The organism is Sphingomonas sp. PP-F2F-A104-K0414, assembly GCF_004340945.1.
In the GTDB taxonomy this organism is placed as follows: domain Bacteria; phylum Pseudomonadota; class Alphaproteobacteria; order Sphingomonadales; family Sphingomonadaceae; genus Sphingomonas.
This window is the reverse complement of the sequence record NZ_SLYD01000002.1, coordinates 262348-275227: the sequence shown is the minus strand read 5'-3', so window position 1 is coordinate 275227 and position 12880 is coordinate 262348. Positions and strand designations below refer to the sequence as shown.

11 protein-coding genes are annotated in these 12880 nt (G+C 67.2%); 6 read left to right on the top strand and 5 right to left on the bottom strand.

Annotated features, from left to right (window positions below; all coding sequences use genetic code 11):
- Window positions 1–250 precede the first annotated feature (250 nt).
- The 5 genes from C8J46_RS05475 to C8J46_RS05455 all read left to right on the top strand — a co-directional run bounded on the left by C8J46_RS05475 (window position 251) and on the right by C8J46_RS05455 (window position 4617).
- The gene (locus C8J46_RS05475) at window positions 251–1636 is read left to right on the top strand and encodes a S41 family peptidase (RefSeq protein WP_132735998.1); all 1386 of its coding nucleotides are present in this window, start codon (window positions 251–253) and stop codon (window positions 1634–1636) included.
- Window positions 1637–1656: 20 nt separating this feature from the next.
- Entirely contained in the window at window positions 1657–2139 is a 483-nt protein-coding gene (locus tag C8J46_RS05470; protein WP_132735995.1) for a disulfide bond formation protein B, read from the top strand.
- The gene (locus tag C8J46_RS05465; RefSeq protein ID WP_132735992.1) at window positions 2136–2672 is read left to right on the top strand and encodes a demethoxyubiquinone hydroxylase family protein; all 537 of its coding nucleotides are present in this window, start codon (window positions 2136–2138) and stop codon (window positions 2670–2672) included. Before C8J46_RS05470 ends, C8J46_RS05465 begins: the two co-directional genes overlap by 4 nt.
- Before the next feature lie 65 nt (window positions 2673–2737).
- Complete coding sequence (locus C8J46_RS05460) at window positions 2738–3262, top strand: hypothetical protein (protein ID WP_243643231.1); 525 nt, start codon at window positions 2738–2740, stop codon at window positions 3260–3262.
- A gap of 653 nt (window positions 3263–3915) precedes the next feature.
- The gene (locus C8J46_RS05455; protein WP_132735986.1) at window positions 3916–4617 is read left to right on the top strand and encodes a DJ-1/PfpI family protein; all 702 of its coding nucleotides are present in this window, start codon (window positions 3916–3918) and stop codon (window positions 4615–4617) included.
- On the opposite strand, the gene C8J46_RS05450 is transcribed toward C8J46_RS05455, so the two are convergent.
- Window positions 4614–5246 (bottom strand): DedA family protein, encoded by a 633-nt coding sequence (locus tag C8J46_RS05450; RefSeq protein WP_132735983.1) that lies wholly within the window; start codon window positions 5244–5246, stop codon window positions 4614–4616. The genes C8J46_RS05455 and C8J46_RS05450 overlap by 4 nt on opposite strands.
- Window positions 5247–5326: 80 nt before the next feature.
- On the opposite strand from C8J46_RS05450, the gene C8J46_RS05445 reads away from it, so the two are divergent.
- Window positions 5327–6124, top strand: a complete 798-nt coding sequence (locus C8J46_RS05445; protein WP_132735980.1) for an aldo/keto reductase — start codon at window positions 5327–5329, stop codon at window positions 6122–6124.
- 129 nt (window positions 6125–6253) lie between these two features.
- On the opposite strand, the gene C8J46_RS05440 is transcribed toward C8J46_RS05445, so the two are convergent.
- From C8J46_RS05440 to C8J46_RS05430, 4 genes are all read right to left on the bottom strand, one after another.
- On the bottom strand, window positions 6254–7639 hold the full coding sequence (locus C8J46_RS05440; RefSeq protein WP_132735977.1) for a UdgX family uracil-DNA binding protein: 1386 nt from the start codon (window positions 7637–7639) through the stop codon (window positions 6254–6256).
- A gap of 142 nt (window positions 7640–7781) precedes the next feature.
- A complete protein-coding gene (locus tag C8J46_RS05435; RefSeq protein WP_132735974.1) occupies window positions 7782–9026 on the bottom strand; it encodes a putative DNA modification/repair radical SAM protein in 1245 nt (414 codons plus the stop codon).
- Between the two features lie 67 nt (window positions 9027–9093).
- Entirely contained in the window at window positions 9094–9270 is a 177-nt protein-coding gene (locus C8J46_RS20725) for a hypothetical protein (RefSeq protein WP_165886462.1), read from the bottom strand.
- A gap of 64 nt (window positions 9271–9334) precedes the next feature.
- Entirely contained in the window at window positions 9335–12721 is a 3387-nt protein-coding gene (locus tag C8J46_RS05430; protein WP_132735971.1) for an AAA family ATPase, read from the bottom strand.
- Window positions 12722–12880: the final 159 nt, after the last annotated feature.

The window sequence follows — 12880 nt, the reverse complement described above, 5'->3', positions numbered from 1 at the left end:
CCCGCAAGGGGGAGGTGTCGCCGAAGGTGACGGAGGGGGAGGACACGGAGCAGCGGTAATCTCTTACCGCCCCCTCCGTCAGGCAAGAGCCTGCCACCTCCCCCTGGCGGGGGAGGGTCAAAAAGCCCCCCAGTCAGCCCCCATTAACCCCAACCCGCCTTCACTCCGCGCGCGCGTTGCCGCCAGCGTTCCGCTACGCTACGCCGTCACGACCGTACGACACGTCTTTTCTCAGGTTGCAGGACTATCGATGCCTCGTCCTATACTGCGTACCCCGATCCTTACCGCGACGGCGATCGTCGGCGCGCTGACGCTGATTCCGCTTGCCACCTCCGCGATGGCGGCGGTCGACACCGACACGTACCGCGAGTTCGACCAGTTCCTCGACGTCTTCAACCGCGTGAAGGCGGAATATGTCGACAAGGTCGATGACAAGACGCTGATCAAAGGCGCGATCCAGGGCATGCTCGCCAGCCTCGATCCGCACAGCTCGTACGTCGACGCGCTCGACTACGAAAACCTCCGGATCATGACCGAGGGCAATTACGGCGGCCTCGGACTGACGGTGCAGATGGAGGACGGCGCGATCAAGGTCGTCGCCCCGCAGGAAGACTCGCCAGCAGCCCGCGCAGGCGTCAAATCCGGCGACTACATCACGCATATCGACGGCAAGCTGATCTACGGCGATTCGCTCGACGAGGCGGTCGGCAAGATGCGCGGCAAGCCCGGCAGCAAGATCACGCTCGGCCTCGTGCGCCCCGGCCGCGACAAGCCGCTCGACGTGACGATGATGCGCGAGATCATCGTCCAGAAGCCGGTGAAATGGGAAGTCCGCGGCGACGTCGGCTATATCAACATCAACACCTTCAGCGAGAACACCGGCGCCGACACGCGCGCGGCGATCATGGCGATCGACAAGTCGCTTGGCCACCGCCCGCTCGGATACGTGGTCGACCTCCGCGAAAACGGCGGCGGTCTCCTGACCCAGGCGATCGAAGTCAGCGACGCGTTCCTCGATCACGGCGAGATCGTCTCGCAGCGCGGCCGCGAGAAGACCGATATCGAGCGCTATTACGCCAAGCCCGGCGACGACGCGCATGGCCTGCCGGTCGTCGTCCTCACCGATCCCGGCACCGCCTCCGCGTCCGAGATCGTCGCCGGCGCGCTCCAGGATCACCACCGCGCGCTGATCATGGGCGAGCGCAGCTTCGGCAAGGGCTCGGTCCAGACGGTGTTGCAGCTCGGCCCCGAGACCGCACTCCGTTTGACCACCGCACGCTATTTCACGCCGTCCGGCCGCTCGGTGCAGGAAGGCGGGATCGAGCCCGACATCAAGGTGCCGCAGCTTACCGATCCCGACTACAAGTCGCGCCCGGTCTTCCGCGAGGCCGACCTCCGGAAACACCTGATCAACGAGGTGAAGGCCGACAACGCGGTGCTCGAGGAGGATACCAAGACCGATCCGCGCTTCTCGCAGACGCCCGAGCAGTTGAAGAAGCAGGGCATCGACGATTTCCAGCTCTATTACGCGCTGAAGACCGTCGCGCGTCTCGGCGGGCCGACCCAGGTTGCCGCCGCGACCAAGCCGCGCCCGATCAAGCCTGATGCCGACGCCGCCAAGGCAGCCACCAAGTGAGCGTGCGTCGCGGGTTGGGCATGACCAAGAACGAAGAGATCGCACGCGCCATCGCGTTGCTGCTGCCGGCGTTCCTGCTGCTCGGCGCGCTCGGCTCGCAATATCTCGGCGGGCTGTATCCGTGCGAAATGTGCCACTGGCAGCGCTGGCCGCATTATTCCGCGGTGCTGATCGCCGGCGCGACGTTCTTCGTCCCCGGACGGTCGTTGCGCGCCTCGCTGGTGATCATCGCCGGGCTGTTGATCGGCCTTAGTGGGCTGATCGGGGTCGCGCATGCCGGCGTCGAATATCATTGGTGGAACGGCTTCACCGCCTGCACCACGACCGTCTCGATGGCCGGCACCACTGCCGCCGAGCGCCTCGCCGCCATCATGAACGCGCCGATGGTGCGCTGTGATTCGCCCCAGTGGAAATTGTTCGGAATCTCGCTTGCCGGCTTCAACGCCATCTTTTCCCTCGCCGGTGCGTTCACCATATTCGCACTCATGAGGAAGACGAGATGAGCGGCTGGAAGCCAGGAGACGCCAAGCGGGCCACCGATTCGATGATCCGCGTCGACCAGGCCGGCGAATACGGCGCGATCCGAATTTATGCAGGGCAGTTGGCGGTGCTCGGCGACCGCCACCCGGCATCGCGCTCGATCCATCACATGGCGCAGCAGGAGGAACGCCATCGCGCGTTTTTCGACAAGATGATCGTCGAGCGCCGCGTGCGGCCAACCGTGTTGCAGCCGATCTGGAAGGTCGCCGGTTTCGCGCTCGGCGCGGTGACTGCCGCAATCAGCCCGCGGGCTGCGATGGCCTGCACTGCGGCGGTCGAGACCGAGATCGACAAGCATTACGAAGAACAGCTCGTTCAGCTTGGCGCCACCGATCCCGAGCTATCGGCAGCGATCCTGGATTTCCAGGCCGAGGAACTCGAACACAAGGCAACCGCGATTGCTGCGGGGGCTGAGGAAACGCCGGGCTATCCGGTATTGAGCGCCGCTATCCGGCTCGGCTGCAAGGTCGCGATAGCAACCGCCAAACGGATCTAGGCGGACGGCTACGGTTCAGGCCGAGCGACTATAACAAGCCGAACGAACGCGTGGGAGTGATGCGTATGAAGATGCTTTTTGTGGCGGCCTTGCTCGTCGCCGGCCCCGCAGTCGCACAGACCGCGCCGCCGACCTCCAATGGCAATACGGGCAGTGCCAATACGGGCCCCACCCTCGCGCAGCCGCCCGCCAAGGCCCCCGCACTTCCCGGCGCGACCGCCAGGCCGAAACCGGTCGTCGCGCCCCCACAGGTCTCGCGCAACGCGCCGATCAACGGCGTCCTGACGCTGTTCGGCAATGAACGCTGCCCGACCAACCAGAACGGCGAAGAGATCGTCGTCTGTGTCCGCCGCAGCGCGCAAGAGCAATACCGCGTTCCGAAGGAGCTCCGCGAGTTCGTCGTCACCCCCGAAAACGCCAGCTGGGCAACCAAGGCCCAGGGTACGATGGACGCCGGCTCGGGCGTCAACACGATTGGCAGCTGCTCCGCAGTCGGCGCTGGTGGCGCGACGGGATGCTTCGGCCAACGGGTCAGGGAATCCCGCCTGGAAAACAAGACGCGGGCGGCGGAGGTGCCGGTTCTTCCCTGAGCTTTCGGCGCGCGTCGGGACCGATACGACGATATCCCAGCTTTCGCTGGGATGACGGGTTGGGGGGGAGCGGTTCGTCCTTTTACGCCCATCCGCTTCCCGCGGCTGATCACCGTAGCCCCGACCCTATCCGGCCCGATCCGATCCGATCCGATCCGATCCGATCCGATCCGATCCAATCCAACCCACCCCCGACCTGCAAACCCAACCCGTCACCCCAGCGAAAGCTGGGGTATTTCACGATGTGGGTGACACCAGCCCCGCACGACGGCCCATTACCCGAACGGTCGCCCCGTAGACTCCCGCCGCCATTCCCCAGACCCAAGCATCGACCCTTTGCGCCCCCTCGCCACACGGCCTTTTGCCTCGCGCCTTCCCACAACACTCTTGAGCCGTTGCCGTCCTACAAGGGCAGGACATGACAGGATGCGCCGATGACGTTGGCAGCCTTCCCTAGCGCGATCCTCCAAACCACCCGCCGAAGCGCGTTTCCCTTCGGAAAGAATCCGCGCGAGCGTCTACACTTCCTATACTTTACTCGGACCCTTAACCCGGCCGACGTCCGATAAATCCAGTTTTGCAACGACTTGGAACAATAGAGAACCGCACTCTCGCCGACCGTCACCAAAGCTCCTCCCGCTAGGAACGCCAGTATGAACGAACCGCTGAGCATCGCCTTCCTGCTGTTCCCGAACGTGACGCAGCTCGATCTGACCGGCCCCGCGCAGGTCCTGTCGCGGCTCGGCAATTCGCGGCTCGATCTCGTGTGGAAGACGCTCGACCCGGTGCCGACCGACGCAGGCTTCTCGATCCTGCCGACCGCGACCTTCGCCGACGTGCCGCGCGCGGACATTCTCTGCGTCCCCGGCGGTTTCGGGACCAACGACGTGATTGCCGACGACGAAGCGATGGCGTGGGTGCAGGCGGTCGGCGCCGACGCGACCTGGGTGACGAGCGTCTGCACCGGCTCGCTGATCCTCGGCGCGGCCGGCTTGCTCGACGGCTACCGGGCCGGGTGCCACTGGGCGCAGCGCGAGATGTTGCCGCTGTTTGGTGCGATCCCGGTCGACGCGCGGACCGTGGTCGATCGCAACCGCGTCACCGGCGGCGGCGTCACGGCGGGGATCGATTTCGCGCTGACGCTGACCGCGATGATCCGCGGCGAGGCGCACGCGAAGGCTGTCCAGCTCAGCCTCGAATATGATCCGGCACCACCGTTCGATAGCGGCTCACCCGAAAAGGCCGACCCGGACATCCTCGAAGCGGTGAAGCGGAGAACGGCGCAGCTTGTGCCGACGCGCGACGACGATCTGCGCGCTCTGGCGAAGCGCCGGGGTTGCCCGCGAGAGACTTAAGGGTGACGCTTCAGCCCGCGCACCCGGTGCCAGATATAGAAGCCAACCAGCGCGATCAGGACTACGCCGATCAGAAGGTCGGCACTGTGGAACGCCGCCTTCACGCGCGGATCGCTGTCCCATTTGTCGCCGAGCTTCATGCCGACCCAGGCCAGCCCGAAGCACCACGGCCAAGATCCGACGAAGGTGTAGACGTGGAACGGCACCAGCTTCATCCGCGCGACGCCGGCGGGGAAGGCGATGAACGAGCGGATCACCGGCAGCAGTCGCCCGATCAATACCGCCATCGAGCCCCAGCGCGCGAAGAACCGGTCGGCTGCGTCGAGCTCGCCCGGCCCGATCAGCAGGTAGCGGCCCCAGCGCTCGGCCATCGGCCGCCCGCCGCGCTTGCCGATCTCGTACGCGACGATCGAGCCCAGATTGCACCCGATCGCCCCCGCGGTCGCAGCGAGGTACAGGTCGAATCGTCCGGTCGAGACGAGATAGCCGGCGAACGGCATGATGATCTCGGACGGCAGCGGGATACACGCGCTCTCGATCGCCATGAGCAGTGCGATGCCGACATAGCCACCCGACGAGATGACGCCGATCGTGAAGGTGGCGAGGACCGCCAGAATCTTTTCGAACATGGCTCGGTCGATTGCGCGAACCGGGCGACGAAGGGAAGCCCAAAATCGGAACCGGTACGCGGTTCGTTCGCTGGTGTCGCATGACAGATCTCACACTCAACGACGGCCGCACGATGCCCCAGCTCGGCATGGGCACGTGGCAGATCCCCGACAGCCAGGCCGCAGCGATCGTCCGCGCCGGGCTCGATGTCGGCTTCCGCCTGGTCGACACCGCCGCGATCTACGACAATGAGCGCGGTGTCGGCGACGGCTACAAGGGTTCGGATGCGTTCCTGACCACCAAGCTTTGGAACGACCGGCAGGGCGATGCCGAAGCGGCAATGGACGAGAGTCTGGCGCTGCTCGGTGTCGAGTCGGTCGACCTGTACCTGATGCACTGGCCGGTGCCGAAGCAGGACAAGTATGTCGAAGCCTGGAAGGCGATGATCGCCCTGCGCGATGCAGGGAAAGCCAAGTCGATCGGCGTGTCGAACTGTCTCCCCGAACACATCGATGCGATCGTCGCCGCGACCGGTGTGACCCCGGCGGTCAACCAGATCGAACTCCACCCCAATTTCCAGCAGCGCGACCAGCGCAAGTATCACGAGGCGCACGGCATCGTAACGCAGAGCTGGAGCCCGCTGGGGCAGGGCAAGACGCTGTTGCAGGACGAAGCGATCGTCCGCATCGCCGACAAGCACGGCCGCAGCGCCGCGCAGGTGATCCTCGCATGGCATCTGGCGAACGGCTTTTCGGTGATCCCGAAAGCCTCGGACGCCGAGCATCTGGCGGACAATTTCGCAGCGCTCGACCTGACGCTGGATGACGAAGACATGGCCGCGATCGAGGCGCTCGACGATCCGGCGGGCCGCTTGGGACCGGAACCGAACAGTATGTAATCCTCCCCGGCACGGGGAGGGGGACCGCGACGCGGAGCGGCGGGGTGGAGGGGGTTCTCCACGAACGGTACGCCCGCGGTGAACCCCCTCCACCAGCTGCGCTGGTCCCCCTCCCCGTACCGGGGAGGATCAACCGATACGCCCGCCCACGACCCTCAAATCCTCGACGAACCGCGCGTACTCCTCCGCCGCCTGCGCCGGATCCGGCAGCCGCAGCAGATAGCTCGGATGGACCGTGATCCAGGCCTCGCCACCATCGGGCAACTGCAACGCCCGCCCACGCTCCCGCCCGATCGTCATCACCTTCCCGAACAACGACCGCGCTGCGGTCGCGCCCAGCGCCACCGTCACCTTCGGCTTGATCAGCATCTGCTCCTGCTCGATCCACCAGCGGCACGCCTCTATTTCGCCAGCGCCCGGCTTGGCATGGATCCGTCGCTTGCCGCGCTGCTCGAACTTGAAATGCTTCACCGCGTTGGTGACATAGGCGCGCGACCGGTCGACACCCGCCTCCGCCATCGCCTTGTCGAACATCTGTCCCGCAGGCCCCACGAACGGACGTCCGGCTAGATCCTCCTGGTCGCCCGGCTGCTCGCCGACGAACATCAGCGGCGCATCGACCGGCCCCTCGCCGAACACGGTCTGCGTGGCCGGCTTGTACAGCGGACACCGCGTGCAACCTGCCGCCTCATCGCGCAAAGCCTCCCACGCGATCAAACTGTTACCGCCCACCGTATCGCGCGCCTTCGCAATCATCCCGCTCTCCCGCGCCTGCGCCGCCGCCAGCAGGCCCGGCACCAGCGCGGTTTCGGGCATGTTCTTCCAGTATTTCTTCGGCATCTCCTTCAGCATCGCGCCGATCTTCACGCGAGCGGGGTTGAAGATGCTGGCGTAATAGGTCTTCCAGACTTCCTCGGTCGGATCGCCGTCGGGCGCGTCGGCCTTGCTCGCGCCGGGGCCTTCGCTGAGTGCCTTGCCGTCCCAGTGGATCGAGACCTCGGGCGTCAGGATCGACCAGCGCATGCTGGCGAAGCGATTGACGAAGAAGGTTGCGTTGGCGCGGACGATGTGGTGGTCGGGTTCGAACCATGCGACGAAGCGGGTTCCGCCGTCTTCCTCGACTTCGCGGAAACGCAGGAACGCGCGCATCTTGTGGATGTCGCGGCGGACGTCCTTGGCGATCCGGTCGAGCCTGCGGACGAGTGGATCGGCGCGGTCTTCAATCAGTTTGGGTTCGCGGCGGAGGCGGAAAAGCAGCGTGTAGAGCAGGGCGAACCGTTCGGGGTCGCTGCCGAGGATGGCGCTGCGGGCTAGGTCAATGAAAGCGCGGGGGACGGAGAACGCGCCGGGGGGCGGGGCAGGGGCGGGTTCGGCGACGGTTGCGAACAGGTCGACGGGTTCGTCGCCGACCTGCCAGACGACGTCGTCGGGGGGAACGTCCTCGGCGATCAGGCCACGCGCGGCGTCGCGCCAGCCGTCGAAATCGTCGGGTTCGGATAGGGTTACGACGCGCATAATCCTCCCCGGCACGGGGAGGGGGACCGCGACGCGTAGCGGCGGGGTGGAGGGGGCTCACCACCAACGATACGCTCGTGGAAGCCCCCCTCCACCAGCTGCGCTGGTCCCCCTCCCCGTTCCGGGGAGGAATGCGGGGGCGTCACGCGAACATTTCCATTTGCTTGGGTTTCGGGGCGACGATCGGGCGGAGTTCGGCGCGGTCGGACAGGACGACGGGGCGCCAATCCTCGGCAATGATGAACGGCCGCAACTTCGCAACCGAAACCGTCAGCCGCGCGACATCCGCCAGATGCAGCCGGCGCCAACGCCGGCTCGTCAGGATTCCGTTGACCGCCTTCACCCCAAGCCCCGGCACCCGCAACAGCATCTCGCGCGGCGCGCGGTTCACATCGACCGGAAACGACCCGCGAAACTTCAACGCCCAGGCGAGCTTCGGATCGATGTCGAGTGGCAACATCCCCGTCGCATCATCGGCAGCCGCCACCACCTCATGCGGCTGAAACTCGTAGAACCGCATCAACCAGTCGGACTGGTACAACCGGTGCTCGCGCATCAACGGCGGGCGTTGCAGCGGCAACACTGCGCTCGCATCCGGGATCGGGCTGAACGCCGAATAATACACGCGGCGAAGGCCGAAGCGGTCGTACAAGGTCGATGCCTTCCGGACGATGTCGCCGTCCGTTGCAGCATCTGCGCCGACGATCATCTGGGTCGACTGGCCGGCGGGAGCGTAGCGGGGCGCGGACTTGTACTTGGCCTTGGCGTCCTTGCCGTCGATGATCGAGGCTTTCACCTCCGCCATCGCGGTCTCGATACGGACGCCGTCCTTCTCGGGGGCGAGGCGCTTCAGGCCGTTCGCGGTCGGGAGTTCGACATTGATCGAGACGCGGTCCGCGTACAGCCCGGCCTGGTGGACGAGTTCGGGATCGGCGTCGGGGATCGTCTTGAGGTGGATATATCCCCGGAAATGATGATCCTCGCGCAACGACCGCGCGACCTCGACCATCTGCTCCATCGTGTAGTTCGACGACGCCATGATCCCCGACGACAGGAACAGCCCCTCGATATAATTGCGCTTGTAGAACGCGATCGTCAGGTCGACGACTTCCTTCGCCGTGAACCGCGCCCGCCGTACGTTCGAGCTCTTCCGGTTGATGCAGTAATGGCAGTCGAAGATGCAGCTGTTGGTCAGCAGGATCTTCAACAGCGAGATACACCGACCGTCCGGCGCATAGGCGTGGCAGATGCCCATCCCCTCGGTCGAGCCGAGCCCCTTGCCATCCTTCGAATTGCGCTTGGTGGTGCCCGACGACGCGCAGGACGCATCGTATTTGGCCGCATCGGCGAGAATCTCGAGCTTTTCACGGGTATCGAGCTGGGCCATCCGTTCGTCTTACGTTCCGGAATCGCAAGTGTCGATTGATTGATATCAACCATTCCCGCGATGGGCGTCAGTCGAAGATATAGCGGAACAGATCGACGAACCCGCCGAGGCTGACGGGGAGCAGCAACAGGACGAGCGCGTAGAACAGCAGGATGCGGCTCAGCGCCTTCTCGTGGCGGAACACAGGCTTGCGCGGCGGAAGGTCTTCCTTGCGCGGCCAGATGCTGGATTCGTCGAGGAACATGCGGGTGTCATACCGCAAAACGTGACCGCGTTCCGGCAAAATAATACGGAAAAATCGATCTGTATCATTCAGCTACGAGCAGACCAGTTGCCGCTTGCAGGTCGACCGAGACGAGGCGGCTGACACCGCGTTCGATCATCGTCACGCCGAACAGGCGGTGCATGCGGCTCATCGTGACGGCGTTGTGCGTGACGACGAGGTAGCGCGTGTCGGTGTCGCGCGACATGCGGTCGAGCAGGTCGCAGAAGCGCTCTATATTGGCGTCGTCGAGCGGCGCATCGACCTCGTCGAGGACGCAGATCGGCGCGGGGTTGGTGAGGAACAGGCCGAAGATCAGCGCGACTGCGGTCAGAGCCTGCTCGCCGCCGGATAGCAGGGTGAGCGACTGGAGGCGTTTGCCGGGTGGTTGCGCCATGATCTCGAGGCCGGCTTCAAGCGGGTCGTCGGAGTCGATCAGTTCGAGGTGCGCGGCGCCGCCGTCGAAGAGGGTGGTGAAGAGGCGCTGGAAATGGCCGTTGACCGCTTCGAATGCGGCGAGCAGGCGCTGGCGGCCTTCGCGGTTGAGCGTGCCGATCGAGCCACGCAATCGGTTGACCGCCTGGCCGAGTTCGTCGCGTTCGACCGCGTTGCCCCGCGCGGACTCTTCGAGTTCGGCAAGTTCGGTTTCGGCGACGAGGTTGACCGGGCCGATCCGCTCTCGGTCGGTAGTGAGACGGTCGTGGGTGGCGGACTCCTCCGCTGGCATGCGGACGTCGGTGACCGCGAAGCCGAGGCGTTCGGGGAGGACGGGCGCGGGGCATTGGAAGCGTTCGCCCGACAGGCGGCCGAGATCGAGGCGGCGCGCTTCGTGGTTTTCGACGCGGGCGATCGCCCCGGCGCGCGCTTCGCGGGCGACGGCGAGCGCTTCGGTAGCGGCGCGGTGGGCGTCGTCGGCGGTGCGGGCGGCGGTTTCCGCAGTGCGTTCGGTGGCGAGGAGCGCGTCGGCGGTTGTGCGCGCGTCTTGGTGTTCGGCGTCCAGCGTGGCGATCTCTGCGTCGAGGGCGGCGGGGCGAGCGGCGATCGCGGCTAAGTCGGTGCCGAGCGTGGTTTCGCGCGAGTCCATGGCGGCGATGCGCTTGGCGGCTTCACCGGCGCGTGCGCGCCAGCTTCGGGTGTCGGCTTGCGCGGCGGACAGGCGTTCGCGGTGGGCGGCTATGGTGCGGTCGAGCGTGGTGCGATCGGCACGGGCTTGCGCGACGGCGGCGCGGCTGCGTTCGGCGTCGTATTGGAGCGTGGCGACCTGGCGCGCGTTGGCGGTGCCGTCGGGGACGGCGGCCATCGCGGCTTCGGCGCGGGTGCGGTCGGCGTGCGCGTCGGCGACGTCGTCGGCGATGCGGTGCGCGCGGACGTCGAGGTCTGCGCGCTGGGTGGCGAGGCGTTCGAGCGCGGCGGCGGCGCGGTCTTCCTGGCGGAGGGCGTCGCGCGCGGCGGTTTCGGCGCGTTGCAGGGCGGCGCGGGCGGTTTGCGACTCGCCTCTAGCCTGGGCGATGCGCTCGTCGATCGCGGCGCGGGTTCGTTCGGCGTCGTCCAGCGCTTTGGCTGCGACGGGGCGGGCGGCCTGGAGCGCGGCGAGGCGGTTGCGGCGGACGAGGCGTTCGGCGGCGGCTGCGCCGGTGCCGGTTGCGGTCAAGCCGTCCCAGCGGCGGAGTTGGCCGTTTCGGGTGACGATGCGCTGACCGACGGCGAGGTGTTGCTGGCCATCGGTGCCGACGACGAAGACCTGCGCGAGTCTGCGGGTGAGGGCGGGGGGCGCGTCGACATGCTCTGCCAGCGGTTCGGCGTCGGCGGGCGGGGCGGGGTCGTCTTCGCGGGGCTCGGCGCCGGCCCATGCGTCGAGGCTGGTGTCCAGATCGTCGCCGAGTGCTGCGGCGAGTGCGCGTTCGTAGCCGGTGCTGGCCGAGACATGGTCGAGCAGCCGGTCGCGGCCGCTGCGCTGCGTTGCCTTGGTGAGCGCCGTCACTTCGCTGTCGATCGCGGCGAGGTCTGCGCGGGCGGTGGCGCGGGTGATTTCGGCGGCGTCTCGCGCGCTGGTCGCGGCGGCTTCGTCGGTGTCTGCTTGTGTGATGGCGTGGCGGGCGGATTCTGTTGCTGCAGTCGCGGTGCGTCGGGCTTCGGCGGCGGTTTCGCGCTCTGTGGCTAGCGGGGCGGGGTCGCCGAGCGCGCGGAGAGCGGCGGCGATCTGGGCGGCATCGCGATCGGCGCGGTCGGCGCGGGTGCGGGCGGCGGCGAGGGCTGCGCTGGCGACGCGGACTTCGGCGGCGTCTCGGGCTTGCGTGGCGAGCGCCTGGGCGAGGGAGACTTCGGCGTCGCGGGCGCTGCGTTCGGTTTCGGCGAGTGCGGCGTCGAGATCGGGAATCGCGGCGGTGGCGTCTGCGATCGCGGTGTCGAGCGCCTTGGCCTCGTCGGCGAGGCGGGCGAGCGCGGCGGCGGCGTCGCTGGCGAGCGATCCTTCGCGCGTGCGGTCGTCGGCGATCCGGGCGCGGGCGTCGGTCAGGTCGGCGATCCTGCGCTCGACGCTGGCCTTCTCGGTTTTGAGCGCGGCGAGGCGGTGGGTGAGATCGCCGACCAGGTCGCGCGCGGCGAGTGCTGCGGTGCGGGCGGTGGCGACGGCTTCGATCGCGCGGTGCTGGTCTGCGGCGGCTGCGCGTTCGGCTTCGGTGGTGGCGTGGACGCGGGTTTCGGCGGCGGTGGCTTCGGCCTTGGCGGCGTCAGCGGCGGTAGCGGCTTCGCGCCAGCGGGCGAACAATGTGCGCGCTTCGGCGACGCGGATCTGCGCGGAGATGAGGCGGTAGCGTTCGGCGGCGCGGGCTTGGCGTTTCAGCGTGGCGGCGCGCGCGTCCTGATCGGCAATGATCTCGTCGAGCTTGGCGAGATTGGCTTCGGTGGCGCGGAGTTTCCCCTCGGCGTCCTTGCGGCGGACGTGGAGGCCGGCGATCCCGGCGGCTTCCTCCAGCATCGCGCGGCGGTCGGCGGGTTTGGCGGCGATGACCGCGCCGATCTTGCCCTGGCTGACGAGCGCGGGGGAGTGCGCGCCGGTGGCGGCGTCGGCGAAGAGCAGGCCGACGTCCTTTGCGCGGACGTCGCGGCCGTCGATCCGGTAGGCGGAGCCTGCGCCGCGTTCGATCCGGCGGACGATCTCGCGTTCGTCACCGGCTATTTCTGCGAGGATCGAGACTTCGGCGAAGTCGCGCGGGGGGCGGGTTGCGGTGCCGGCGAAGATGACGTCTTCCATGCCGGCGCCGCGCAGGGATTTTGCGCTGGCCTCGCCCATCGTCCAGCGGAGCGCTTCGAGGAGGTTGGACTTGCCGCAGCCGTTGGGGCCGACGACGCCGGTGAGGCCGGGTTCGATGCGGAGGTCGGCTGGGTCGACGAAGCTCTTGAAGCCGGTGATGCGGAGGCGCTTGATCTGCAATTTTTGCGCCCCCCGGCTGTAAGCGATGTTGTTCTAATACCGAGCCGTTGCACCTTGTGTCCCCGCGAAGGCGGGGACCCAGACTGGGCTCCCGCCTTCGCGGGAGAACAAGAAGGAGCTGCCGCCAACCCAAACTGCCCCCCCCCCCGGCGAAGGCCG